Raw genomic sequence first — 24,682 nt, forward strand, 5'->3', positions numbered from 1 at the left:
CGTCGTTGGCTGTAGAAGTTTACATGCCCAATGCCTTATTGGCATTCTTCACGTCATTCTCCAGCAATTCCTTCAGATTATAAGCCGGATACAGTCCGCGCTCCAGCATATAATTGAATACCTTGGTGTGGAGCTCAATGGCTCTGTGCATCTGTTTGTGGAACGTTTCTTTTAAGCTTGGCGTTGCGGTCTCGGTAATGGCAGAAGCGTAGCCGAGAATTGAGGACTTGGCATAACCCAGCAGTTGACCTGCGTAGAAAGCGGTTAGTTCCGAGTCCGAAAGGCTGCGGGTCCCTGTTGGAGCTTCGGAAAAATAAGGCAGCAATTCCCGCAGGTTCTGCTCGATGTCTCTAATCGCTTCGGCATACAGTGCATGGAGATGTTTATCCTTGATATTATGAATGGACATCTTGAAGCCGATCAGGCTGTTTGTCTGCGAAGCGGTTATTTCATGCAGCTTCATTGTTTCATGCCATGCAAGATGGCTCGGGTTTGGCTTTATGCTCACAATGTTTGCCTCCATTAAGTATGATACATTAGCCTATTCCGGGGAAGGGCGAATGGTGCATTGCATGATTGCATGCATGACATAGCCCTCCTCCATGCTATAAATCTTGTGACAGTCGCACCATGTCACGAAGCCGCATTCCATTCTCATAGATTTCTTCATCATAATGCCGGACAAAAAAGTCCCGATCAATGCCAGTCATCCGAAATCCGCATTTCTGATACAGTGCCAGCTGCGCGACGCCGGTGCTGCCGGTTCCGATCTCTATCGTGGCATATCCAAGAATTCGGGCCTGACCGATGGCATGGTTCACGAGCAGCTTGCCGTATCCTCGGCCATGGAGATTCTCGCTCACAGCGACATTCACGAGCTCGATTGTATCCGGCCTGGTGGGCAGCAGGACGTAGACACCGATCATATTCGATTCATCTTCAGCTACATAACAATGGCCGCGCTTCACATAATCCTCAACGAGTCTTGGCGATGGATCCGCAAGCAACAGCAGGTCCATGGGGGGCATTTCATGGGTATTGAGCTTTCTAATGTTCACGAGTGTTCTCCCTTAAGAATTTCATCAGTAATGTAAACAGGTTTATTGTAACATGTCTTTACAGCGCATTCCTGTATTTGGATGATATTCAACTTGCGGTTGAATTCCTCCGGGATTCAATAAGCAGGTTATTGTACGTCCCCCGGAACGCCCCTACAATGTGGTTATTAGGAGCGTGATACATATGAGAGACATGTTAGCCAAAAATATCAACCGTTACCGCAAAGAGCGCGGTCTTACCCAGGAAGCCTTGGCGCACAAGCTGGGCGTGACGTTTCAGGCGGTATCCAAATGGGAGACCGGGCAGACTATGCCTGATGTCGCACTGCTTCCGGAGCTGTCGCAGCTGCTGGAAGTCAGTATGGATAAGCTGTTCGGTTATTCCTCAACAGGCAAATCCCTCAGCATCTATGAGGAGGAGTACAAAACGCCGGACTATTATTGGGGCACGGAGCCGGGCGCAGCCTGCTATCAGGTGCTTGAGATGATTCCTCCGACAAGAAGGATCAAGCTGCTTGACATCGGGTGCGGGGAAGGTAAGGACGCGGTGTTTTTTGCCCGTAATGGCTATGATGTCACTGCCTTCGACATTTCGGATGCGGGGATTGAGAAAACCAAGAGACTGGCCGATCAGATCGGGGTTCACGTGAACGTATTCAAGGCGGATATTTCAGATTACCGTCTGGACTCGGAGTTTGATGTGCTGTATTCCAGTGGCGTGCTGCATTATATTAGACCGGAGTATCGTGAAGAGATCTTTGCCAATTACAAAACATTCACTTCAACAGAGGGACTCCATTGCCTCAACGTATTCATCCAGAAGCCGTTCATTGCACCTCCTCCGGAGAATGAGCCATACGCTTATGATTGGAGATCTGGGGAGCTGACGATGCATTACCACGATTGGCTGATTCACAGCTGCCCGGAGGTGATATTTGATTGCAACTCGTCCGGCATACCGCATCGGCATGCCATGACCAAGATGCTTGCGCAGAAGGTGTGATGGAAGAGGGCGTTTTGGTGATCAAAAATAGGTTAAACAAAAAAATACCGGCTGTAAGGGAAGGATTAGACCGGTGAATCGCCAATTCATACTGTACAGATTCGAAGGCGTTCCGAGGGGGACGTCTTAATTCTAATGAACTGAGGCCGCCGATGGGATGGCAGGTAGGGAGAAGTTATGAAAAGAGTACGTATTCCATTTGATATAAAGACGCTGCCTGTCAGCTTGCAGCCCTATATCCAGGCGGCTGCCGTCTATGACAGCAGCTCCTCGGAACAAGCCAGAACCCTGTACATCGAGGGAGGGAGCCAACCTCTGTTTTTGAAGATAGCGAAAAGGAATGAACTGAAGAGAGAAGGAATGATGTCGGACTATCTACATGGAAAGGGCCTGGCTCCCAAGGTCATGGCTTATGAACAGGATAACGGGCACGATTACCTGCTGACCGAAGCGCTGCAAGGGGATGACGGTGTATCCGGAGGGCATCTGGAGGATCCGAAGCGGCTGGCTGCTGTATTCGGGGAGAGTCTTCGTTATCTCCATTCTTTATCTGCTGCGGATTGTTCATTTCCGAATCGAACGGCTGAACTTTTGAAAGAGTATCAGGAAAGCATCATGAGCAAATCGGATGAAATTGAAGCCTTTCCCGGTGGAAGGGAACGGGCTCTGTCAGATCTTGAGAAGCTGGGAGGAACCGCAGTCCATGATGTGCTTCTCCATGGCGACTACTGTCTGCCGAATATCATCATGAGGGATTTCCGCCTCGAGGGATTCGTTGACCTGGGTTATGGCGGGATTGGAGACCTTCATTATGACCTTTATTGGGGCATCTGGACGCTGCGATATAATCTGAGTTGCGATGACTACAAGGATATTTTCCTAAATCATTACGGACGTACCCACTTCGATGCGGAGAGATTGGCTATATGGACTGCACTGACAGACATGATCAACTAACAGAAGAGGAGAAAGGAGGAAATGCATATGAATTCGTATCAGATTCGCGCTGCAGGAATGGAGGACGGGGCATTCTTGCGGGATATGCTGTATGAGTCCCTGTACGTGACTGAAGGAGAGGAGCCTTTTAGCCGGGACGTGATTGAAGAGCCGTTCATGAAAAAATATGTGGAGAACTGGGGCAGAGCCGGCGATCTGGGTTACATTGCTGAAAATGGTGTCGGCAAGCCGATAGGCTCGATCCATATCCGTTATTTTGATGAAGGGAACAAGGGATTCGGTTATGTCAGCGATGATATCCCGGAGCTCGGGATGGCGCTGCTTCCGGAATCCCGCGGACAAGGAATTGGGACCGCACTCATGAAGGAATTGTTCAGGGGAATGAAGGAGAAGGGAATTCACAAGGTATCGCTTAGCGTAGATCCGGGGAATGCGGCGGCTATGAGACTATATGAACGTTTTGGATTTCAGGAGGTGGGGGTGAGCGGTACCTCTATCACGATGGTTGCAGATGTGGTCTAAAACAAGGAATCTTGAACGACTCATGATGGAGAAGGGTGGATAACGATGCTGGTGTACGAGGCAGGACCGATCACGGTCCGCGAGCTGGAGGAGAGAGATGAGTCATCTTTGGTGTTCTGGCTATCCAACCCGGATGTGCTGCAGTACTACGGGGGAAGGGACCATCCCCATGACCCAGCGCTGGTGAGGGAGCATTTCTACGTGGATGATGAGGAGACTCGGTGTTTGATCGAATATGACGGGAAGCCGATCGGATACATTCAGTTTTATCCCCTGGATGAAGAGGGGCTATATCATTACGGGTATGAGAAGGCTGAAGCCGGTTCCATAGCGTTCGGGATGGATCAGTTCATCGGAGAGCCGATTTATTGGAATCAGGGCATCGGCACGAAACTCGTATCATCCATGGTGGATTATCTCGTGCATCACCGGCAGGCCGAACGTATCGTGATGGATCCGCAAACCTGGAATGAACGTGCCATCGCTTGTTATGAGAAGTGCGGGTTCCGTAAGGTAAGAATGCTGGAGAAGCATGAACTGCATGAGGGAGAGCTTCGGGACTGCTGGATCATAGAATATAGGGGGAAACGCCACCAATCAAATTCATCCGAGGAACCATTATAAACATAATGAAGCGCCCCACGAGCATAATCGGGGGCGCTTTTTATCGGAATATAAGAAGCTCTAATCCTCTTTCAGCTGAAGCTGAAGATGATGCTTCGCGAATACTTCCTGCATGGCGGCTTTCGCTTCCAATTGGTCTGGGCCGTAAACGTACAGAAGGTAGGTTTGATTGCGGTACAGCGTCATGCTTAGGCCCAGTATGCTTTTTACGTCAATATAATGATCCGGCCCCAGGACGAGTACGATGCTTGATGAGAAATCATTTGCCCTCATATTAATGTCCACGATGGCCCTTATGCTGCTTCCCATTAGTGAATCCTCCCCGCTTCATGGAATGGAGTCGATAATCGTTAACGATATTCTCTTGGAATTCTGCGGGCTACTCCTGTCCGGATGGCTGCTCGGATGACGAGGTCCCGGATACCGCTTACGACTTGCTGGTTGAAGACACTCGGGATGATATAGTGCCTGCTTCGTTCCTTGTCCGAGACAGCAGAAGCGATGGCTTCCGCTGCTGCCAGCTTCATCTCCTCGTTGATCGCGGAAGCTCTGCAATCCAGGGCGCCGCGGAAGATGCCGGGGAAGCATAACACGTTATTGATCTGGTTCGGATAATCTGATCGTCCTGTGGCGATGACACCCACGATATCCTCGGCTTCTTCCGGCAGAATCTCCGGTACCGGGTTTGCCATTGCGAAGACAATAGGACGTTCCGCCATGGTTTGAACATGCTCTCTTTTCAGGATTCCCCCGGCCGACAGGCCGATGAATACGTCAGCACCCTGGATGACCTCTTGCAGCGTTCCGGACAATCGATCGGGGTTGGTATGGTTGGCGTACCATTGCCACATCGGATTGTCATACGTCTGATCTGCCGTCAGTGCACCAATGCGATCAACACCGATGATATTCTTCACGCCTGCCGACAACAGTATTTTGCTGCAGGCTATGCCCGCAGCACCGATGCCGCAGACGACCACCTTCAGATCCTCGACCGATTTACCAACGACCTTAAGCGCATTGATCAGGGCAGCGTACAGGACGACGGCTGTTCCGTGCTGATCGTCATGGAATACCGGGATGTCCAGCTCCTCGCGCAGCCGCTGTTCAATCTCGAAGCAGCGCGGTGAGGAGATATCTTCCAGATTAATCCCGCCGAACGCAGGGGCAATGGCTTTGATCGCCGCAATGATGCCCTCGGTATCCTGCGTATCCAGGCAGATGGGGAAGGAGTCCACGTCCGCCAGCTGTTTGAACAGCATCGATTTGCCTTCCATGACCGGCATGGCAGCATATGGACCGATATTGCCGAGTCCCAGGACAGCGCTGCCGTCGGAGATGACGGCGACGGTGTTGCGTTTCACGGTGAGCGTAAACGCCTTGCGCGGCTCCTCATGAATGGCCATGCATACGCGTGCGACATCCGGTGTATACACGCGGGAGAGGTCGTCACGGTTTTGGATCGGCGCTTTCAGCTTGGTCTCGATTTTTCCTCCCAGGTGCAGCAGGAAGGTGCGATCGGACAGATGCTGCAGCCGAACACCCGGCAAGGTGCGGATGCGCTCGGCAATGATGTCGATGTCAACGGTATCGATGACGGTGATGGTGACGTCGCGAATCGTAGTATGACTGCTGGTCTGGATGACGTCAATGGCTACGATGTCGCCGCCAGCCTCAAAGATAGCGGCCGTCACTTGACCAAAGCTTGCTTCTTCCGTATTCATTTCGATTCGGGCAATGACACTTTTGCCGCCTAGTTTGCTGGTATTCATGACTGCCTCCTTGACCTATCGGTATACGTATAGTTAGCCTTCTTCATTCACGACAACTTCTTTGCCTCTGCGCTTCAGCAGAATCGGAACGAGAATCCAGAGAACTGCAATGATGAGGAATGTCAGCGACATCGGCTTCTGCAGGAAAATCATGAAGTCGCCGTTGGATGTGGTTAGTGCCCGGCGCATATTGTTCTCAATCATCGGGCCCAGTACGAGTCCGAGCACGAGCGGGGCCAGCGGGAAGTCATTACGAGCAAGCAGGAAGCCCGCAATGCCGCAGCCGAGCAGCAGGATCAGGTCGAAGATCTGCGCTTGAACGGCATAAACACCGAATATGGAGATGGCAATGATGATCGGGATGAGGTATTTAGCCGGGGTCTGGATGACCTTGGCAAATACTTTGACCAGCGGCATATTCAGTACGAGCAGAAGCAGGTTGCCGATGAGCATGCTGGCAATCAGCCCCCATGCGACTTGAGGATGTTCCTCAAACAGAAGCGGGCCCGGCTGGATGTTATACATGATGAGCGCCCCCATCAGGATGGCGGTGGTGCCGGAGCCCGGTATGCCGAGCGTCAGCAGCGGGATCATAGCGCCTCCGGATGCTGCGTTGTTGGCCGACTCCGGAGCGGCTACGCCTGCGATGTTGCCTTTGCCGAAGGATTCCGGATTTTTGCTGATCTTTTTCTCAACGATATAACTGAAGAAGGAAGCGAGTGTTGCACCGGCGCCCGGCAGAATGCCGATAAAGAAGCCGAGAACGGAACCTCGGGCAATCGGTCCGGCGCTATCCTTCAGATCCTTGCGTGTTGGCAGGATACGGCCGATCTTGGACGTTTGACCCGCAATGTAGTCTCTCTCCAGGATGGATTTGAACACTTCACCAAGGGCAAACAAACCAACGGCAATCGTCAAGAATTCCAGACCGGAGTACAGGATTGGAATGTCGAAGGTGAATCGGGCGACGCCGGATACGGTATCCATGCCGATGGTGGCCAGAAGCAGGCCGAAAACGGTCATAATGAGTGCCTTCGTGATCGATTTCCCCGCAAGCCCGCTCACCGCGCAGAGTCCGAGCAGCATGAGCGAGAAATAATCGGCAGGGCCGAATTTAATCGCAACATTGGATAAAGGCTGTGCCAGCAGGATTAATGCCACAAGCGCAAAGAGCCCGGCTGCAAACGAACCGATGGCAGCGATGGACAGTGCCGGGCCGGCTCTGCCCTGTTTTGCCATCTGATAGCCGTCCAGCGTTGTCACGACAGACGAGGACTCTCCGGGCGTATTGAGCAGGATCGAGGTTGTAGAGCCACCATACATGGCCCCGTAATATACGCCAGCAAGGAGAATGATGGAGCTGGTGGCTGCTGCTTCCGCTGGCAGGCCGCTTGTCATGGAGGCGGTCACCGGGATCAGAAGCGCGACGCCGCTCATCGGACCGATGCCGGGCAGCACGCCGACGGAGGTGCCGATCAGCACGCCGATGAAGGCGAAGAGAAGATTATGCCACTGCAAGGCGGTCATAAAGCCATCCGCCAAATAATCCAAAACGTTCATTGTAGATTCCTCCCATGCTCATGATAGCCAAGACGGGAAGCCCGGCATGGAGCCTTCCAGCAAGACAACAAAGATGACATACACGCCGCCGGAGAACAGCGCGGAGATTAGAATGGATTTCAGCCACTTCCCTCGTTCCAGCGTCTGGAACGCAAACAGGAGGAACAGGAATGTGCCGATGATATAACCGATGACTTCCAGGAAATAGGCGTAGAGAAAGGCTGCAGCGAAAATCATAAAGAATCGCTTGTAATCCAGCTTCTCCTTCTGGCTTTCTGTCGGCTTTGCCTTCAAAGCTTCATAAAACAAACGAATGCTTAGCAGTACAAGCGCCAATCCGAGACCAAAAGGGAATATGTTAGGCCCAACGGTGCTGCCGTATGCGGATGCGCTGATCTTGGCGCTCTGCCACATGAAGCCGATGCCCAGGAGCAGGAATACGATGCTGGCGTAGCGGTCAAACGTTCTGTTCAAGGGTGACACCTCCTCAAGGATGAAAAGGGAGAGGGAACCTTCGCTCCCTCATTCCCCCTGTATTACTTCTGCATGCCAAGCGCTGTGAGCAGCTCCTGGACATCTTTTTCCTGCTCTTCAAGGAATGCCTTGAAGTCCGCAGCATTGCGGTATTCACTTGCCCAGTCGTTGGCAACCAGCTCTTTTTGCCACACTTCATTCTCGGAGAGGTCCTTCAGCGTTTTGTCCCAGAAGGCAAGCTGCTCCTCCGACAGTCCTTTCGGACCGAATACACCGCGCCAAATCGTGAATTCAGCGTCAAGGCCCAGCTCCTTCAGCGTAGGCACGTCTTTGAAGTCGCCGCCGAGGCGCTCGCTGGAGGTGACGGCCAGGATTTTGATTTTACCGGCTTTTAGATAGCTGCCTAGCGAAGAGATGTCCGTGCCGATGGCGTCCGCATTGTTGCCCAGGAGTGCGGCGATGGCTTCGCCTCCTCCATCATAGGACAGGTATTTCACGGTTCTTGGATCCACACCGGATTTAAATGCAGGCAGAACGCTGATCAAATGGTCCATGGAGCCTGGTGCGGAACCGCCCGCAAGTGTAACGGAGGTGGGATCGGCCTTGATGGCGTCGATTAACGCTTGCAGGTCAGTGAATTTGGAGTTGGCCGGTACGGCAATCGCTCCAAAGTCTTTGGTCATCTGGGCGAGAGGGGTCACGTCCTTGTAACCAAATGGGCTGTTTCCTTCCTTTTTCAGATTGTTGATGAGAATCGGCGGGGAGCTGACAAACAGTTTGTAAGGATCTTCGTTGTCTTTTGCCACAAACTCCGCCAGGAATACGGTACCGCCGCCGCCGGGCTTATTCTCGACGGTCATGGTCTGGTCAATGAGCTTCGTTTCCGTTAATACCTTGGCGAGGGAGCGTGCGGTTTTATCCCAGCCACCGCCGGCACCTGATGGGGCCGTCACAATAATGGGTTTTGTCGGGTAATCGCCGGTGCTGCTTCCGGTAGTGCTGCAGGCTGTCAGGCTCATCGCAAGGACAAGCGCGGCCGCTATGATTTTTAAGCCATTTTGTTTACGCATGGATAAGTTCCTCCTTTGTTCTTAGCCAAGAGTGCGCTTAGACTGTAAGCGCTTACTGCAATGGGTGTTTTAATACTATCATCCTGCGTAAGGCTTGAATAGAATTGCGCCATAAGTTGAAAAAGCTTCATTTCGCTAATTTTGTTCATAAAATTTACGGCCAATTTTTGTCAGGGGCTATGTTAGAGGTGTGATCTAGAATACAATAAGAAAATCAGAATCTAGAGTATATCGACAAGCATACGGGGGAGATTGAATGCGTTTACAGACGAGGCTGATTCTGCTGATTGGCACGCTGCTGTTTGCCGTAATTGTTGCTTTGACCTTCAGCTTTGAACGGCTGCTGGTCAACACGCTGGAGAAGAGCATCGGCGCATCGGCATTGAAACTTGCAAAGGCCGTTGCCGAAATGGACGTCATTCAGGATGCATTCGAGGAAGAGAATCCCTCTGCCATTATTCAGCCCGTTGTGGAGGAAATTCGGCTGGAAACGGACGCGGAGTATATCGTTATCGGTAACCGGGACGGCATCCGGTATGCGCATCCCCTTACCGATCGAATTGGCAAGGAAATGGTCGGTGGAGATAATGGGCCTGTACTGCAGGGCATGAGCATCATCTCGAAGGCCATCGGTTCCATGGGCCCCTCGCTTCGGGGCAAAACGCCGATCTATAATGATAAGAACGAGATTATCGGTATCGTATCGGTCGGCATTCTGATGAAAGATATTGAGATATCAGCACAATCGTATCGTAATCGTGTTCTGTTATTAGCGAGTCTTGCCCTTATTCTGGGCTGCGGTGGTGCCATATGGATCTCGTCCAGCGTCAAGAGATCGATTCACGGCCTGGAGCCGAAGGAAATCGGATTATTATACCAAGAGAAACGGGCCATTCTGGAAACGATTCATGAAGGCATTATCGCCGTTAACCGCGAGGGTATCGTAACCCTGGCCAACCATACCGCGATGATGATGATGGATCCGGAGGAGCGCAAGCTGGTCGCCGGACAGTATATACAGGATGTAATCCCGGGCACCAGACTGCTGGAGGTTATGCAAACCGGGGAAGCGGAGAAGGATCAGGAGATGGTGATTAATGATCACGCGGTTGTGGTGAATCGACTGCCTATCTATGACCATGAGCATCGGATTGTAGGGGCAGTATCGAGTTTTCGCAACAAATCCGAGCTGCTGCGCCTGACCGAAGAACTTACGCAGGTAAAGAGGTATACGGAAGCGCTGCGCGCGCAGACGCATGAATATTCCAACAAGCTGTATACGATCTACGGCCTGATCCAGCTGGAATCGTATCAGGAGGCTATGGATCTGATTACGCATGAGACGGATGTGCATCAGAATCTGATTCAATTCCTGCTGCAGGAAATACCGGACCCGATTATCGGCGGCATTCTGATTGGGAAATTTAATCGCGGAAGCGAGCTGAAGGTAAAGGTCGAAATCGACCGGAGCAGTTCCTTCAAGGATATCCCAAGTCATATCAGCCGTAATCAGTTGGTTACCATCATCGGTAATCTGATCGATAATGCCATGGAAGCGGCTTTGGCCTCACATCCCGATAACAGATGGGTCAAGCTCAGATTACACGACAAGGGTGACGAATTGAGTATTGAAGTTTCCGATGGTGGCACCGGAGTTACCGGGGAGAGCACGGAGCGTCTGTTCGATCTGGGGTATTCCACCAAGGGTGAGAGCAACCGAGGCTTTGGTCTGTCTATCGTAAACGGTACCGTACAGCAGCTGCACGGCACGATTGCTTATCACAATGTGCCTGCGGGCGGCGCGGTATTCACGGTTATAATTCCAAAAACAAGGGGGGATGTCCATGATTCGGGTCGCAATCATTGAGGATGATGTGCGCATTGCCAGCATTAACCAACGGTTCGTAGAGAAGGTGGAGGGCTTCGAGGTCGTTGGCATCGCAACGGATCGGGCCCAGGCGCATGAACAGCTGGACATATTGGCGCCGGATCTGGTTTTGTTGGATTTATATTTTCCTGACATGTCGGGTCTGGATTTGCTGCAGCATATTCAGCGGGGGTATCCGCATACGGACGTCATTATCATAACGGCAGCCAAGGAATTCGATACAGTGCGAGAGGCGATTCGCGGCGGAGTCTACGATTTTATGATCAAGCCGGTCGTATTCGACCGTTTTCAGGAGAAGCTGAAAGCCTACCGGAAATATTACGAGCATATGAGGCAGCTCGGCGGCGCGAACAAGCAGATCGATCAGCAGGGCATCGACCAGCTGTTATGGCGTGCAGGAGAACGGTTGGATCGGGAGACGTATTTTCCAAAAGGCATCGATAAACTGACGAGTGAGAAAATTCTGTCCTATATCGAGGAGTCGGAAGATGTGTGGACAGCAGAGGAGCTTGGCAAGCGAGGCGGCTTCAGCCGTACAACGGCCAGAAGATACCTGGAATATTTCGTGGAGAAAGGCGTGCTGGTGGCCGATATTTCATATGGCACGGTAGGCAGGCCGGAACGGGTGTATCGGAGGGCAGAGAATGGATGATGTGAAAATATGAAAAACCATTCTGCTCTTATGATCGTTATAAACTCATATAAGCCATTTTAGGATACCCGGTTATTCTATGTGAATAGGAAGGATGTCTGCATGAAGCGCAATAAAGCCATGACGTTTGCAGGTAAGGGTGAAGCGTGGAAAGCGACCTATGTCGTTACCCATCAGGATAAGGTTAACGCACAGCATACGATCTTTCAGGATGAGCTTGGCGGGAAGCTGAAACTTCAGTATCTCGGGGAAGAACCCCTGAATTATGGCAAAGTGGATTATCGGCTTGAGGATATGACGGACCGCTTCGTGGAAGGTGAAATCGTCATGGGGACCGATGAGGCCAGAATGAAGGAAACCAAGGGGAATATGGATTACGAACAGCTGCTGGATATGATGAATCCGAATAAGGATCTAACGATAAAGATCGGCTGGAACGGATGCAGCGAGCAGTTTACGCTGGGGCTTCCCAAGCGAATCCGCTTCGGGAAAAGCAAACATTGATTTAATTTAGCGTCTTGCTTATGGTGATCCTGCCCACACTATTGGTGTGGGTTATTTGCCATTGGAATATGGCCAAGGAATTGAGAGGCAGATGATGATGAGGTTTTTGTTTTTTTAAACGCTTTTTAAACCAAGGAACTCTGGTATTTAAACTTGGTCCTGTACATTATAAGCAGAACATCACAAAGGGAGTGAAGAAAAAAATGCTCGAAGCCTATCTGTTTCCGATATCGTATGCATTTTTAACCTTTCCCATAGCGGCTTTGCTGTGCGCAGTTCCCTTTTTGATCGTGCAGTATCGCAAGTATGGGTATTTTAATAAATTCCGGGGATTTCTGTTGTATTTGTTCTTGCTCTACATGATGAACGCGGTCTATCTGGTGTTGCTTCCTTTACCAGCCTCGCGGCACAATGCCCCGATGAATGTTGTCTCGGTCATGCAGTGGATTCCGCTGAATTTCATACAGGATATATTGAAGGAAACCAAGGTGGTGTGGCGCGAGCCGTCCACTTACATGCTGTTGTTTAAGGAAAGAGCCTTCTTGCAGGTTGTCTTTAACGTGTTTCTCGTGGTTCCGTTCGGTATGTTCCTGCGTTATTACGTGCGGACGACCTGGATTACGTGTCTTGTGGCCTCGGTTGGCTTATCGCTGTTCTTCGAAGTTACCCAGGTGACGGGCATTTACGGTTTCTATGATTATCCTTACCGCTTGTTTGATGTGGACGATCTGCTGCTGAATACGATGGGGGGGATGGTCGGATTCATGCTTGCCGGTTGGATGAAAAACCACCTGCCTCGCCTGGATCGTCTGGACGAGAAGGTGGATCTTTCGCAGAAGCGGGTCAGTTATACGCGCCGGACCATCGCTTTTTGCATGGACGGAGCGATCGTGCTGCCGCTTATCGGCGTGTTGACCGTACTGAACTTGAAAGGCGCCTATTTTATAGTGGTGATTGCATATTATATCGTGCTGCCGTACATGATGCAGGGGCAGACTCTGGGTACCTGGATCGTACGGGTTCAAATCCGCGGGGCGGGTGAGCATCTGAAGCTGAAGGAAGTAATGATTCGCAATGGGCTGCTGTATGTGGTGTGGGGCGGATTTCATGTCTTGCTGATTACCGTCAATACGGTGGGCTCCCAAATCCTACTGGTCATGTATGTGATAGGGGTAGTGCTGCTTGATGGGGCTGTGTTTCTTCATGTGCTGTTATGTCTGATTTACCGCGACCGCAAGCTGCTGCATGAAGCCAAGAGTGGAACGAGGCTTGCGATTGTAGACAACCACTCCATAAATAAGGCTGGTTAATATGGGTTACCACCCAAGCTCCTGTTTGCTATAATGTGGTAAATGAATCAGGCGAGGAGGAGAAGCAGTTGAAGAGTAGAATCCTCTCCATTTCCGCAATTATTGTTGGTTTGCTGTTTATATCTAATCACCATCTGGGCTATTCATTCGGGGATGATTTGTTTCGCTGGGCAGGGATACCTCCCTGGACTCAGCAAGGCGTTTATGGTTTTCATTTACCTGTCATTGCAGGACTTATCTTGTTGATGGTCGGAATTCCGTGGGTAAGCCGAATGTATCGTCCCCGTTATCCGAAGATTATGGGCCGGGTGCTGATCGGCTGTGTTGCTTGGATCGTCCTTTTTCCATTAGTATCCGAGCATGTTATGTACCTTGTGAAATACAATGCAAGTGGAATCTCCTCCGTTTCTTACTCCAAAAAGGGCAGCAATTGCGATTATCGTACGAAGAACGAAACTATTCTGGCGGACTGCCAGATCCATATCTACAGCTATGGCAACGAGTCGCAGGTTGCGGTGCGTCCGTTAAATTTAGAAATAGGAGGCAAGATGGTGGAATTCGAGCGTAAGGTTGTTGCCGTTCGGCCGCGGGACAAAACAAAAGTAAGCGAGACCTTTGAGGGTTCCGTGGTGCAGCCAGACTCTCCCATGAGTATGTCGGGCGGAGCAAGGGAGCCGGGCATCGAGCTTACCGTCGATGGCAGAAGCAAGGTGATAGAATAACTATCCCATTCTGAAGAGAAACATCATCCTGATGCCTGAGGTGAACCGTGGTGGGACTTCGTCACATGAATTGGTATGTGAAAATATGGCTGATATCGCTGTTATTACTGCCGGTGTGTTCTTCAACCGCGGCTGCTTCATGGGCATATTCGTTTGTCGTAAACGACGGGAAGATCTACGTCATGTCGGAAGATCGCGTGGAAGCATCCACACTTGGAGACGTGGTGGGAAAGGTCACCTACTATTCGGACAGGGAAGGGACTTATAGCGGTAATTTCTCCAATGCCTACCCTAAGGGAACCCAATACTATGCCGTTAAGGGAATCGCCACCGAAACAGCTATTGCTGTAGAGACAACGGAAGGTTATTTGTTAGCTCAGTATGAGGGTGAGTATGGCGGAGGAGCCCATACGCCTTGGCAAGTCATCAAGGATTGGATTATTGCGGGACTGATCCTGCTGATTGTTGTTTGCGTGGCGGTTGTTGTGCGCAAGAAGATGAAGGATGGCTCATATAGGCACTAGTTTATGGATCGTATGGATAGCCATATAGCCAGGCTAAGACCCATTTCCCCAGCCGCAAAAGAAGCCGGAATTCTTGCAGAAACCTTCAAGGATGCCGGCTTTTTTCGTTTGTTTTGTGTAAAGGAAGTATATGCATAATTAGGTGTATGGGGGCGACAGTGGGGTTATTTTTGCTACAATAGAATATAGAACATGAAACGTTACGATAAGGAGACTGCCTATGAAACCGATTCGGAACTCGGCCAAGGCCGTAATTATGCGCAATGATCAAATTCTGCTGACAAAAAACGTGGACCAACTGGGGGAGTTCTACTTGTTCCCCGGCGGCGGGCAGGAGAAAGGCGAAACCTTGGTACAAGCGGTAATCAGGGAGTGTCAGGAGGAAATCGGGCGTAAAGTGGAGGTGTTGGATTTACTGCATGTCCGTGAATACATAGGATCTAATCACGAGTTTGCCGAATGGGATTCGGACGTGCATCAAGTGGAGTTTTATTTTGAATGTTGTCTGGCGGATGTCGGTGACACCTTCCAGGGCCATAATCCGGATGAATACCAAGTAGGCGTGGAATGGATCGATCTGTCCGCATTGAACGAGATTCGAATATACCCGCATTCACTGGTGAAGCCGCTCATGGATCAGGCCGAGCACTCGGCGGTTTGCTATGTTGGCGACACGAACTGATTCCGAGCTTCCGGATATACCGGCTTGAATGGCCGTCAAAATTCAATGGGATGATGGAGGAAACAATCCATGGATCAATGGGAATACAAAACGCTGAAATATAAAACCGGGGGGTTCCTCGGGGGCAAGGTAAATGAGGAAGAATTCGAGGATTTACTGAATAGCTACGGCATTGATGGGTGGGAATTGATCTCATGCTTTGATACCAGCGTGCATCAGGGACAGTCCAGGGACATCATTGCCGTCATGAAGCGCAGAGCGTATCTGGGGTAAGGATCGAAACAGAAGGGAGAAGATGGGATGATCATTCGCGAGACAGAGGATGCTTTTGTTATGACCACCCAGGACGACCATGGCCGATTCTCCGGCGAGATCGCCCGGGGATTTCGCCGAGAACTGTTTATGGATGAGTCTGTGTTGGAGGAAGTGCTGCTTGCTATAGCGGAGCATGATCGGGCCTGGCTGCTGATGGATGATATGCCGATCTGGAATGACGAGAGCCGGACTCCGTTCACTTTTATGGATTATCCGCCACTGCCGAAATTGTTGATGTACAGCAAGGGTGTTGAGGAGACCATAGCCATGAGTCCTTATGCAGGGTATCTCTGCAGCCTTCATTATGCGTCTTTTATGAAAAATACGACGGAAGCGCCTTTTGCGGATTTCTACCGTGCCGAGCAGGCTCGGCAACAAGAGCTGCGGAATCAGTTTTCATTCCCTGACGATGATACCGTGACCAGGCAGTTTGGACTGCTGCAATTGTGCGATGACCTCTCGCTCTATGTAAACATGAATCCGCCAGGGGCATCCAAGGATCAGGAGCATCCGTGGTTCAGAGAGGGCTTCAACATGTCGATCGACGGGCAAAGAGTCGTGGCGACCTGGGCCAGCGAACATGAAATCCAAATCAGCCCGTTTTTGTTTGAACGGAAATGGTCGGCGTCGATCAAGTGGAAACATGTGCTGAAGTCGAGTATTGAGGAGCAAGGGATTGCTAAGGCATTCCACGATGCATTGTGGACCGAACAGACGGTCACTTTTGTGCCTTAAGCTTAAGGAACCCATCATACTTCATAGTCTAGTCCAAAATATGATATGATCACCTCAGTGGCTAGTAGACTGGACAGATTTGATTCTGTAGGAATGTAGAGGATGAATGATGAAGAAAAAGGAATTTTTGATCGTTGCGCTGCTCAATTTTTTGGCTGCGATAGCGTTCCTGGTGGTTGTTTTTATTACAGATCGAAGCTCTTGGCAATGGGGATTTGGAGTCGTTTCATTGCTGTTTGCGATTGGCGGAGTAGGCAATTTAGTATTGCATGCTAAGAACAAATAAGACTTCCTTCGCTGGGCCATCACGTTTAGATTCACTATGTAAGGCGGGAGGATTATTGCCATTATGGAATGGAAGAACCTGTATCGGGGCGTGCTGATGGGAGTCAGTGACCTGATTCCGGGCATTAGCGGCGGCACGATTGCCGTTGTGCTGGGCATCTATGACCGTTTGTTGGAGGCTATCAGTGGATTCTTCAGCAGGGAATGGAAGAAACATCTGGGCTTTCTGATTCCGCTTGGTATCGGGATCGGTTCTGCTTTATTGGCATTAAGCCGCTTGATTGAGTATTTGCTGACAAGCTATTATGAGCCCACCCAGTTTTTCTTCACAGGGTTGATTCTGGGGGTTCTGCCTTTGATTCTGCGTAAAGCGGAGGCTCGAACCAAGTTCAAAACCGTGCATGTGGTTGTGCTGATAGTGGCAGCCGGCTTGCTGGCCTCAACGGCTTTTCTTAGAACGGATGCCACATCAGATCCGATAACGACATTGACCTGGGCCAGCGGCATCGGCCTCTTCTTATCGGGCTGGCTGGCCAGTATGGCGATGCTGCTTCCGGGGATCAGCGGATCGTTTGTACTTCTGCTTCTGGGGGCTTACTCTACGGCGATTGCAGCCCTATCTTCACTGAATTTTGGTATTATTGCTGTAATCGGAGCAGGAGCCGTGATCGGTTTTGTGGTCAGCAGCCGACTCATTCGTTATCTGCTGGATCAGTACCCGAGCTTGACGTATTCCGTCATTACCGGTCTCATTCTGGGTTCCATTGCTGTTGTGTTTCCCGGCATTCCGTCGGGGTCTGGCATGATGGCTGCCAGTATCGGAACCATGCTGATTGGACTTCTGCTGGCTGTATTGATGGGTAGAAAAGAATAAGGGAAGATTATAAAAACAGGGGGCCAGGGGATCCCTGTTTTTATGTCTTTACTTGCTGCATTACATTTTATACAATAAATGAATCGTCGCATTATCTAGACCAGTCACTATATAATGGGTAGAGGGTGTATTTCTTGAGTACTAAGAATGTTTCCAGAGAGAGCATACTTGCCGCAGCCACGCGCCTGTTCCATCTGCAGGGGTATCATGGCACGGGTTTGAATCAGATTCTTAAAGAGAGCGGAGCCCCTAAGGGATCGCTTTATTATCATTTTCCCGAGGGAAAAGAGCAGTTGGCTATAGAAGCTGTTCAAGCTATGGCGATATATATCGAGAATGATATCAAGACTTATCTTCGCTATGATGTGGATGTAATGACGGCATTTCAGGAGCATATCAGACACATAGCGGAACAATTCAACAATACCGATGAGCTGGATGGTGTCCCCATCGGATTAATGGCCGCCGAGACTTCATTGATCAGCGAGCCGTTACGGAAAGCTTGTCAAGCAGCCTTCGAAGGCTGGGAGCTTTTATATGCCAAAAGGCTGATCGAGGCAGGCTATGATCCCGCATCCGCACAGAAGCTGGGCATTGTGATTAATAGCATGATTGAGGGAGCCATCACGCGATCGCTGACTAACAAAAACGGCGAACCACTGCAGCTTATAGCAGAATACATTCCTATTTTACTTAAAAAATAAATAAATAAAACATTCCATTTCAATGTCCATATTATATAGACTGGTCTAACGCTAATTTAGAGTTTGAGAGGAGTATGGGGTTGAGTAAACAAGGTCTTGCAGCAACATCTATCGAACAAACCAAGATCAGGCCTATACCTATTGCGGTATCGCTGATGATTGGAGCTTTCATTGGGTTATTCAGTGAAACTGCATTAAATATGGCATTCACCAATATCATGACGGATTTTCAAATTGATGCACACGCGGTACAATGGTTGACCACAGGGTATCTGCTCGTTCTGGGTATTCTGGTTCCAGTCTCCGCCCTATTGCTTCAATGGTTTACAACAAGGCAATTATTTAATGCCTCGCTTATCTTCTCGATCATAGGTACCATCGTTGCCGCCCTGTCTCCGAACTTTGAGCTTCTGCTCGTAGCCCGAGTGATTCAAGCCATCGGGACCGGATTGCTGTTGCCATTAATGACAAACGTGATTCTCGTTATTTTTCCGCCGCATAAACGCGGATCGGTTATGGGACTGATGGGTTTGGTGATTATGTTTGCACCAGCTGTCGGACCCACATTATCAGGGTTCATCGTTGATCGTCTCGGTTTGGCAATCCATCTTCTTGGATTTCTTTGCCGCTGCTTGCGCTCACTTTTGTTTTTGGTCTGGTGTACATGCAGAATGTGTCAACGATCACCAAGCCCAAAATCGATATCTTGTCCATTATTCTATCCAGCATAGGTTTTGGAGGCATCGTCTTTGGCTTTAGCAGTGCAGGTGAAGGCGCGGGGTCATGGGGAGAGCCAGGCGTGTTCATTCCTATTGCTATTGGAGCGATTGCGCTCGTTCTGTTTGCTGTCCGTCAGCTTCGCATGAAGCAGCCTATGCTGAACCTGCGGGTGTTCAAATTCCCGATGTTCTCCATCGGCGTGCTGATGGTATTTCTCTGCATGATGCTCATTCTGTCTACTTCAATTCTGCTGCCTATGTATTTAAAGGGAGGGCTGCTGTTAACTGCGTTCGCGGCTGGGCTCGTGCTGCTGCCTGGCGGCATCATCAACGGTTTGATGTCTCCTGTTACAGGGCGTTTATTTGATAAATTCGGTCCAAAATTTCTGGTCATTCCCGGATTTATTATCACAACGATTCTGTCGTATCTATTTACGAATGTCACAACGGAAACACCGCAGACCACCATTATTATCATGCACACCTGTATCTTTATCGGTGTAGCGATGATCATGATGCCGGCGCAAACCAACGGCTTGAATCAATTGCCAAGAGCCTATTACCCGGATGGATCTGCTGTGATGAACACGCTTCAGCAAATAGCAGGTGCCATCGGAACCGCAGTGGCTGTCAGTATTATGGTAGCCGGCCAGGCGAGTTACGTGCCATCAGCAGGGACTACCAATCCTATGGCAGAAGCGCTAACCTCCGGTGTGCAGAATGCCTTTATGCTTGCATTTGTAGCGTCCATCATCGGTTTAATCGCCTCATTCTTTATTAAGCGAGTGAACGTCAAATAACCCGCTATATCATATGCCCCTACGGCAGGCCGTGATCGAAGAATTCATAAATTTATGAATTCCACACGGCTTGCAGGAGGGGTTTTTTCATGTCTGCAGAGAATAGTTTAAGGTGGATTCTTAAATCTTTATGCCAAATGCCGATATATTGGGTATCTCAAGTGGTGTTTCATCCGTAGAATCCTAACATTCTATAGAGAAGTAGGTCAACAATGAATAAGAAGCGGCGTGTGATGATTGCGGGATTGGCATTGGTTATACTTCTGCCCATATGGTTTATTGTTCGGTTTATCATGACACCCGATGTAAGTCCTGAAGCCGTCCAGGGCAGACTTGATTTAACCGCGTGGGATTTCTCAGAGCAAGGCGGCGTAGAGCTCAACGGGGAATGGGAGTTTTATCGAGGGCAGCTGTTAACCCCGGAAAGCTTTGAACAGCAGCATCCGGATGAGAAGATACCTTCTCCTACAAGCATCGTATCTGTCCCCGATAAGTGGAATCAATATATAGATGAAGATGGTGAGCCTGGGGCAGCAGGAGCCGGGACGTTCAGGCTGGTCGTTCAATTAAGGGAAGCCGAGGGCATCTACGGCATTCATACCGGAAACATACGGACGGCTAACCGGATTTTTATGAATGGTCAGGAGGTTGGGGCCAGCGGTTCCCCCGGATTATCGGACGATGGGAGTGTTCCCAACAATATCCCATACGTTGGATACGCCCAAGTAGACGGCAGTGAAGTTGAGATCCTTGTGCAGGTATCGAATTTCATCTATTCCTCAGGCGGAATTTATTCTCCGCTTGTATTTGGCGACAAGCAGGCGGTGATGAAGAGCCGGGAAACCACGGCTTTTGTAGACCTGATGACATTGGCGGGATTTCTGATTCCGGCTATGTACTTTCTGTTACTGTATCGCATGCAGCGAAATGAGAAGTCGCTTCAGTACCTGGGGTTATTCTGCCTGTCTGCTATGGTTTATGTGGCGACACACGGCGAGAAGCTGCTATCTGCTGTATGGCCGGATCTTCCGTATGAGTGGTTCATTCGGATTCAGATGATTTTCTCTGCATTCGTCTATTATTTCTTGCTGCGCTATATTGCCGAGACCGTTCAAGGTCTTGTTCACCGGTGGGCACTTTATCTGAGCAACGCGGCAACACTGATTGCAGTAGGGAGCGGTCTCATTCTGCCGACGGTTGTTTTCTCGGAATTGGAACCGGTCATTTACCTATTCTCCGTATTTATCATTCTCTATATCACTACGGTGATGGGACGGGGGATCTGGCGGCGCTCGGAAGACACCGGCTTTATGCTGATAGGCATCCTGAGCATCATGGTTGTGATTACCGTTCATGTGCTCAACTTGATGGGGATATACAGCAACTTGATCATCGTGCCGCTGGAGATGCTGCTGTTTGTAGTAACACAGGCGCTGCTGCTCGCCCAGCGGTTCTCCACAACATTTACTGAGGTGGATCAGCTCTCCCGGAGATTGCTGACATTGGATGGCTTGAAGGACGAATTTATGGCGAATACATCCCATGAGCTTCGGACTCCTCTGCATGGCATTGTGAATATTGCCCAGTCGCTGCTGGATGGGGCCTCGGGTGCGTTAAGCGCTAAGCAGTCCAAGGAACTGTCCATGATAGTGTCAACCGGTAACCGTTTATCCACGCTGGTTAACGACATACTGGATTTTAGTAAGCTGAAAAATGGGGAGATTGTGCTGCATCGGCAGCCCGTTGATCTGAAAGCCGTGACACAATCCGTGCTTGAGGTGGTTACACATCTGTCGGCGGGCAAGCCGCTTAGCCTGGAGCAGCAGTGGCCGGAGAATTTGCCTTGGCTTGACACCGATGAAGATCGATTAAGACAGATTCTGTACAATCTGCTCGGCAATGCTGTGAAATTCACAGAGTCAGGGACGGTGCGAGTGACTGCAGATATAATCCATGGGCATGTAAGAATATCGGTCAGCGATACGGGGATTGGCATCTCAGAGGAGCGTCTCGTGGACATCTTCAAATCCTATGATCAAATTGGATATGCCTCCGATCGGGAATACAGCGGCACAGGCATCGGGCTGAGCATTACGAAAAAGCTGGTGGAACTGGGGGGCGGGGAGATCTGGGCAGAGTCTGAGCCGGGTGTTGGTTCGGTCTTTCACTTTACGCTACCATCTACACTAATTCCGCCCCAGACTTCATGGATTGGCACTGCGCAATCCGCGACAGCTTCTGTTGCGGTAGCAGCGGAGCATGTGAGCGATCCGAGTGGCTCCAGAACGTACCCGAAGGGTCCCACCGTACTGCTGGTTGACGACGATCCTGTGAATCTGCAGGTGCTTCGGAGTCTGCTCTTTGCGGAGAATTATAATCTACTCACAGCAAGCAATGGAGTCCAGGCGCTGGAGCATATCCGTTCAGGGCAAGGGATTGATCTGGTGATTACGGATTGGATGATGCCGGGGATGTCCGGACTGCAATTATGCAGAACGGTTCGGGAGCAGCACACACTCTTTGAGCTGCCCATTCTGATGCTGACCGCACGAAGTTTGCCGGAGGACGTCCGTACCGGACTGCAGGCCGGGGCGAATGATTTCTTAAGAAAGCCGGTGGATGCCGATGAGCTGCGGGCCCGAGTCCGTAATCTGCTTGAGCTTCGCCGGTCTGTACGTCAGACGATTTCGGCGGAGATGGCGTTTCTTCAAGCGCAGATCAAGCCCCATTTTATGTTCAATGCGCTGAATACCATCATTGCCGTGCTGTATACCGATCCGGATAAAGCGACACGGCTGCTCATCGAGCTTAGCCATTATTTACGCGGAAGCTTTGATTTTCAGAACAGGGATCAGCTTGGCACGCTGCAGAAGGAAACCGCCTTGGTTCAATCCTATCTATTCTTGGAGCAGGCCCGTTTCGAGGATCGCTTAACCATCGAATATGATGTTCATGCCCCATTAGACCGTTTGGTACCGCCGCTTAGCATACAGCCAATCGTAGAGAATGCGGTGCGGCATGGGGTGACGAGGCAGCTCTCCGGGGGAACGGTTCGTATTCAGATCCATGAACGGGAGGAACGGATAACGATTTCCGTTACGGATAACGGTGTGGGCATGAGTCCGGACAAGGTCAATTCCTTGCTCTCCGGGGCGCACCATACAGGGGGTGTAGGGCTCCGAAATATACACGCCCGATTGCTCACGCTATACGGTAAAGGACTTCAGATCGAAAGCCGGTTGGGATTCGGCACGTCCGTCAGCTTTGAAGTGCCTTTGTCGACCAAGCTCGACAACAGATTGGAATAAGGAGGAGTATTTGACGATATGAAAGCAATTGTGATTGATGATGAGAATCCGGCATTGGTGCACATGCAGCGGCTCATCGAACGCGATGGGCGCCTAGAGGTTGCAGGAACCTTTACCCAGGCCCAGGATGCCATAGATCAATGGCAATTGTGTATGGCGGATGTTGTATTTCTCGACATTGAAATGCCTGGACTCTGTGGACTTGAGGCAGGTGAAAGGCTTGCACAGCTTGACCCTGATGTCCATATCGTCTATGTGACGGCCTATGGTCATTATGCTCTGGAAGTATTCAAACAGAATGCACAGAATTATTTATTAAAGCCGGTAGATCCGGAACGGTTCAGCGATACGGTCACGAATCTGCTGTCGTGCAAGCATAAATGATTTCCTCTGGATTCGCAGCGTATTCGGGGAGGCGATGGGAACATTCCGTTATAATTATCTTCTTCCGGGATGCTCATGAACGAGTATGTTAAAATATCCCTATCATGATAAAGGATGGGGTTAGGTGGATAATCATAAAATTGAAGAGTTTGCGGCAAGCATTCGTTTTTCAGGAGCCGTGCTCTTAAACGATAAAGACGGCAACATCGTATGGGAAGCGGCATTCGGTTATTCCAACCGGGCTGACCGTCTGCCTAATCAGGTGGGCACAAGATTTGGCATAGCCTCAGGCTGCAAGCTGTTTACCGCTATTGCCATTTGTCAGCTAATAGAAGAGGGCAAGCTGTCCCTGGACAGCAAGCTGAGCGAATGCTTGGATATTCCGCTGCCAGATTTCAGCGAGGAGATTACGGTTCATCATTTGCTGAGTCATAGCTCGGGTATTCCGGATTATTATGACGAAGAGGTCATGGATGACTTTGAGGATCTGTGGAAGGCCGTACCGATGTATACTTTTCGGAACGGAACGGATTTTCTTCCATTGTTCCAGAATGAGGGCATGAAATTTCAGCCGGGCGAGAGATTCTCAGATTCATAACAACAATGCAGGGTTTGTGGTGCTCGGCCTGATCGTTGAGCAGCATGCGGGCATGCCATTCCAGGATTATATCGAGCAACGTATTTTCCAGCCGTGCGGGATGCTGGATTCGGGGTATTTCTCGCTGGACCGCCTGCCTGCGAATACAGCTATAGGGTATATCGATGAGAAGGACGGTACGTGGAGAACGAATCAGTATGCTATTCCGGTCCAAGGCTATGCCGATGGAGGAGCATATGTGACAGCTCCGGACATGATGAAGTTATGGAGTTCGCTGCTGGCAAACAAACTGCTCACTCCATCCATGACAAGGCAGCTGCTCATTCCGCATCAATATGATCCGGGCAGTGGCTTGCATTACGGGCTTGGCGTGTGGATCACCAAGAAGGATGAGGACCTGTTCAAATACCATGTGATGGGATACGACCCAGGTGTGAATTTTCGGTCTGCCTATTATCCGGCCACAGGCCATACCCTGGTGGTCACGTCCAATGGCAGTGGCGGAGCCTTTGAAATGATGGGGTTGATTGAGGAAGAACTCTCGAAGGGATCCAGCAGTACATAAAAACAGCCCCGTGCTTTGAATAGGCCAGGGGCTGTTATGCGGTTGAGTCCTTTGATGAACCTGCGGCTGGATT

General features: G+C 50.3%; 25 protein-coding genes and 2 pseudogenes. 20 read left to right on the plus strand and 7 right to left on the minus strand.

The features are described 5' to 3' along the window. Positions 1-19: 19 nt before the first annotated feature. Complete coding sequence (locus tag PVOR_RS02695) at positions 20-523, minus strand: spore coat protein (RefSeq protein ID WP_100086454.1); 504 nt, start codon at positions 521-523, stop codon at positions 20-22. 82 nt (positions 524-605) lie between these two features. Beyond that, positions 606-1,058 (minus strand): GNAT family N-acetyltransferase, encoded by a 453-nt coding sequence (locus PVOR_RS02700; RefSeq protein ID WP_006207532.1) that lies wholly within the window; start codon positions 1,056-1,058, stop codon positions 606-608. Between the two features lie 184 nt (positions 1,059-1,242). On the opposite strand from PVOR_RS02700, the gene PVOR_RS02705 reads away from it, so the two are divergent. From PVOR_RS02705 to PVOR_RS02720, 4 genes are all read left to right on the plus strand, one after another. Beyond that, positions 1,243-2,061, plus strand: coding sequence for a helix-turn-helix domain-containing protein (locus tag PVOR_RS02705; protein ID WP_006207533.1), 819 nt, complete (start codon positions 1,243-1,245; stop codon positions 2,059-2,061). A 177-nt stretch (positions 2,062-2,238) separates the two neighbouring features. Further along, entirely contained in the window at positions 2,239-3,018 is a 780-nt protein-coding gene (locus PVOR_RS02710) for an aminoglycoside 3'-phosphotransferase (protein WP_006207534.1), read from the plus strand. 27 nt (positions 3,019-3,045) lie between these two features. Further along, complete coding sequence (locus PVOR_RS02715; RefSeq protein WP_006207535.1) at positions 3,046-3,540, plus strand: GNAT family N-acetyltransferase; 495 nt, start codon at positions 3,046-3,048, stop codon at positions 3,538-3,540. A gap of 45 nt (positions 3,541-3,585) precedes the next feature. Then, on the plus strand, positions 3,586-4,164 hold the full coding sequence (locus tag PVOR_RS02720) for a GNAT family N-acetyltransferase (RefSeq protein WP_006207536.1): 579 nt from the start codon (positions 3,586-3,588) through the stop codon (positions 4,162-4,164). A 60-nt stretch (positions 4,165-4,224) separates the two neighbouring features. Here the strand turns inward: PVOR_RS02720 and PVOR_RS02725 are convergent, their stop codons facing one another. The 5 genes from PVOR_RS02725 to PVOR_RS02745 all read right to left on the minus strand — a co-directional run bounded on the left by PVOR_RS02725 (position 4,225) and on the right by PVOR_RS02745 (position 9,040). After that, on the minus strand, positions 4,225-4,473 hold the full coding sequence (locus PVOR_RS02725; RefSeq protein ID WP_006207537.1) for a hypothetical protein: 249 nt from the start codon (positions 4,471-4,473) through the stop codon (positions 4,225-4,227). Positions 4,474-4,514: 41 nt separating this feature from the next. Next, complete coding sequence (locus tag PVOR_RS02730) at positions 4,515-5,936, minus strand: NAD-dependent malic enzyme (RefSeq protein ID WP_006207538.1); 1,422 nt, start codon at positions 5,934-5,936, stop codon at positions 4,515-4,517. A gap of 33 nt (positions 5,937-5,969) precedes the next feature. Next, positions 5,970-7,496, minus strand: coding sequence for a tripartite tricarboxylate transporter permease (locus PVOR_RS02735; RefSeq protein ID WP_006207539.1), 1,527 nt, complete (start codon positions 7,494-7,496; stop codon positions 5,970-5,972). A gap of 18 nt (positions 7,497-7,514) precedes the next feature. After that, complete coding sequence (locus tag PVOR_RS02740) at positions 7,515-7,970, minus strand: tripartite tricarboxylate transporter TctB family protein (protein WP_006207540.1); 456 nt, start codon at positions 7,968-7,970, stop codon at positions 7,515-7,517. Positions 7,971-8,032: 62 nt separating this feature from the next. After that, a complete protein-coding gene (locus PVOR_RS02745; RefSeq protein ID WP_006207541.1) occupies positions 8,033-9,040 on the minus strand; it encodes a Bug family tripartite tricarboxylate transporter substrate binding protein in 1,008 nt (335 codons plus the stop codon). 256 nt (positions 9,041-9,296) lie between these two features. On the opposite strand from PVOR_RS02745, the gene PVOR_RS02750 reads away from it, so the two are divergent. The 16 genes and pseudogenes from PVOR_RS02750 to PVOR_RS02820 all read left to right on the plus strand — a co-directional run bounded on the left by PVOR_RS02750 (position 9,297) and on the right by PVOR_RS02820 (position 24,609). Beyond that, complete coding sequence (locus PVOR_RS02750; RefSeq protein WP_006207542.1) at positions 9,297-10,907, plus strand: ATP-binding protein; 1,611 nt, start codon at positions 9,297-9,299, stop codon at positions 10,905-10,907. Continuing rightward, a complete protein-coding gene (locus PVOR_RS02755; protein WP_006207543.1) occupies positions 10,885-11,580 on the plus strand; it encodes a response regulator in 696 nt (231 codons plus the stop codon). The genes PVOR_RS02750 and PVOR_RS02755 overlap by 23 nt, the downstream gene beginning before the upstream one ends. 102 nt (positions 11,581-11,682) lie before the next feature. After that, on the plus strand, positions 11,683-12,084 hold the full coding sequence (locus tag PVOR_RS02760) for a hypothetical protein (protein ID WP_006207544.1): 402 nt from the start codon (positions 11,683-11,685) through the stop codon (positions 12,082-12,084). Positions 12,085-12,287: 203 nt separating this feature from the next. Next, the gene (locus PVOR_RS02765) at positions 12,288-13,394 is read left to right on the plus strand and encodes a VanZ family protein (protein WP_006207545.1); all 1,107 of its coding nucleotides are present in this window, start codon (positions 12,288-12,290) and stop codon (positions 13,392-13,394) included. A gap of 68 nt (positions 13,395-13,462) precedes the next feature. Next, complete coding sequence (locus PVOR_RS02770) at positions 13,463-14,116, plus strand: hypothetical protein (RefSeq protein WP_006207546.1); 654 nt, start codon at positions 13,463-13,465, stop codon at positions 14,114-14,116. 65 nt (positions 14,117-14,181) lie between these two features. After that, positions 14,182-14,640 carry a hypothetical protein gene (locus PVOR_RS02775; protein ID WP_006207547.1) on the plus strand — a complete coding sequence of 153 codons (459 nt, stop codon included), beginning with the start codon at positions 14,182-14,184 and terminating at the stop codon, positions 14,638-14,640. Between the two features lie 220 nt (positions 14,641-14,860). Further along, positions 14,861-15,322 (plus strand): NUDIX domain-containing protein, encoded by a 462-nt coding sequence (locus PVOR_RS02780; RefSeq protein ID WP_006207548.1) that lies wholly within the window; start codon positions 14,861-14,863, stop codon positions 15,320-15,322. A gap of 69 nt (positions 15,323-15,391) precedes the next feature. Beyond that, positions 15,392-15,595, plus strand: a complete 204-nt coding sequence (locus tag PVOR_RS02785) for a DUF4177 domain-containing protein (RefSeq protein ID WP_006207549.1) — start codon at positions 15,392-15,394, stop codon at positions 15,593-15,595. 27 nt (positions 15,596-15,622) lie between these two features. Further along, entirely contained in the window at positions 15,623-16,372 is a 750-nt protein-coding gene (locus PVOR_RS02790) for a DUF3891 family protein (protein ID WP_006207550.1), read from the plus strand. Positions 16,373-16,478: 106 nt separating this feature from the next. Beyond that, positions 16,479-16,658, plus strand: coding sequence for a hypothetical protein (locus tag PVOR_RS30280; protein ID WP_006207551.1), 180 nt, complete (start codon positions 16,479-16,481; stop codon positions 16,656-16,658). A gap of 63 nt (positions 16,659-16,721) precedes the next feature. After that, a complete protein-coding gene (locus PVOR_RS02795) occupies positions 16,722-17,531 on the plus strand; it encodes a DUF368 domain-containing protein (protein ID WP_006207552.1) in 810 nt (269 codons plus the stop codon). 134 nt (positions 17,532-17,665) lie between these two features. Then, positions 17,666-18,235: a TetR/AcrR family transcriptional regulator gene (locus PVOR_RS02800; RefSeq protein ID WP_006207553.1), complete on the plus strand. Its 570-nt coding sequence runs from the start codon at positions 17,666-17,668 to the stop codon at positions 18,233-18,235. A 74-nt stretch (positions 18,236-18,309) separates the two neighbouring features. Beyond that, positions 18,310-19,754, plus strand: a pseudogene (locus PVOR_RS02805) (DHA2 family efflux MFS transporter permease subunit). 212 nt (positions 19,755-19,966) lie between these two features. Next, complete coding sequence (locus tag PVOR_RS02810) at positions 19,967-23,062, plus strand: hybrid sensor histidine kinase/response regulator (RefSeq protein ID WP_006207554.1); 3,096 nt, start codon at positions 19,967-19,969, stop codon at positions 23,060-23,062. A gap of 18 nt (positions 23,063-23,080) precedes the next feature. Beyond that, positions 23,081-23,446: a LytR/AlgR family response regulator transcription factor gene (locus PVOR_RS02815; protein ID WP_006207555.1), complete on the plus strand. Its 366-nt coding sequence runs from the start codon at positions 23,081-23,083 to the stop codon at positions 23,444-23,446. A gap of 124 nt (positions 23,447-23,570) precedes the next feature. Next, positions 23,571-24,609 (plus strand): annotated as a pseudogene (locus PVOR_RS02820) (serine hydrolase domain-containing protein). The last annotated feature ends 73 nt before the right edge of the window (positions 24,610-24,682 follow it).

Source organism: Paenibacillus vortex V453 (assembly GCF_000193415.1).
GTDB classification, from domain to species: domain Bacteria; phylum Bacillota; class Bacilli; order Paenibacillales; family Paenibacillaceae; genus Paenibacillus_AQ; species Paenibacillus_AQ glucanolyticus.

What these genes read in the sequence shown, in the direction of transcription:
- PVOR_RS02715 (WP_006207535.1), top strand. Translation starts at nt 3,046, where the DNA reads ATGAATTCGTATCAGATTCGCGCTGCAGGAATGGAGGACGGGGCATTC.
- PVOR_RS02765 (WP_006207545.1), top strand. Translation starts at nt 12,288, where the DNA reads ATGCTCGAAGCCTATCTGTTTCCGATATCGTATGCATTTTTAACCTTT.
- PVOR_RS02730 (WP_006207538.1), bottom strand. Translation starts at nt 5,936, where the DNA reads ATGAATACCAGCAAACTAGGCGGCAAAAGTGTCATTGCCCGAATCGAA.
- PVOR_RS02705 (WP_006207533.1), top strand. Translation starts at nt 1,243, where the DNA reads ATGAGAGACATGTTAGCCAAAAATATCAACCGTTACCGCAAAGAGCGC.
- PVOR_RS02750 (WP_006207542.1), top strand. Translation starts at nt 9,297, where the DNA reads ATGCGTTTACAGACGAGGCTGATTCTGCTGATTGGCACGCTGCTGTTT.
- PVOR_RS02725 (WP_006207537.1), bottom strand. Translation starts at nt 4,473, where the DNA reads ATGGGAAGCAGCATAAGGGCCATCGTGGACATTAATATGAGGGCAAAT.
- PVOR_RS02795 (WP_006207552.1), top strand. Translation starts at nt 16,722, where the DNA reads ATGGAATGGAAGAACCTGTATCGGGGCGTGCTGATGGGAGTCAGTGAC.
- PVOR_RS02780 (WP_006207548.1), top strand. Translation starts at nt 14,861, where the DNA reads ATGAAACCGATTCGGAACTCGGCCAAGGCCGTAATTATGCGCAATGAT.
- PVOR_RS30280 (WP_006207551.1), top strand. Translation starts at nt 16,479, where the DNA reads ATGATGAAGAAAAAGGAATTTTTGATCGTTGCGCTGCTCAATTTTTTG.
- PVOR_RS02775 (WP_006207547.1), top strand. Translation starts at nt 14,182, where the DNA reads ATGAATTGGTATGTGAAAATATGGCTGATATCGCTGTTATTACTGCCG.
- PVOR_RS02720 (WP_006207536.1), top strand. Translation starts at nt 3,586, where the DNA reads ATGCTGGTGTACGAGGCAGGACCGATCACGGTCCGCGAGCTGGAGGAG.
- PVOR_RS02790 (WP_006207550.1), top strand. Translation starts at nt 15,623, where the DNA reads ATGATCATTCGCGAGACAGAGGATGCTTTTGTTATGACCACCCAGGAC.
- PVOR_RS02760 (WP_006207544.1), top strand. Translation starts at nt 11,683, where the DNA reads ATGAAGCGCAATAAAGCCATGACGTTTGCAGGTAAGGGTGAAGCGTGG.
- PVOR_RS02785 (WP_006207549.1), top strand. Translation starts at nt 15,392, where the DNA reads ATGGATCAATGGGAATACAAAACGCTGAAATATAAAACCGGGGGGTTC.
- PVOR_RS02755 (WP_006207543.1), top strand. Translation starts at nt 10,885, where the DNA reads ATGATTCGGGTCGCAATCATTGAGGATGATGTGCGCATTGCCAGCATT.
- PVOR_RS02810 (WP_006207554.1), top strand. Translation starts at nt 19,967, where the DNA reads ATGAATAAGAAGCGGCGTGTGATGATTGCGGGATTGGCATTGGTTATA.
- PVOR_RS02815 (WP_006207555.1), top strand. Translation starts at nt 23,081, where the DNA reads ATGAAAGCAATTGTGATTGATGATGAGAATCCGGCATTGGTGCACATG.
- PVOR_RS02745 (WP_006207541.1), bottom strand. Translation starts at nt 9,040, where the DNA reads ATGCGTAAACAAAATGGCTTAAAAATCATAGCGGCCGCGCTTGTCCTT.
- PVOR_RS02735 (WP_006207539.1), bottom strand. Translation starts at nt 7,496, where the DNA reads ATGAACGTTTTGGATTATTTGGCGGATGGCTTTATGACCGCCTTGCAG.
- PVOR_RS02710 (WP_006207534.1), top strand. Translation starts at nt 2,239, where the DNA reads ATGAAAAGAGTACGTATTCCATTTGATATAAAGACGCTGCCTGTCAGC.
- PVOR_RS02695 (WP_100086454.1), bottom strand. Translation starts at nt 523, where the DNA reads ATGGAGGCAAACATTGTGAGCATAAAGCCAAACCCGAGCCATCTTGCA.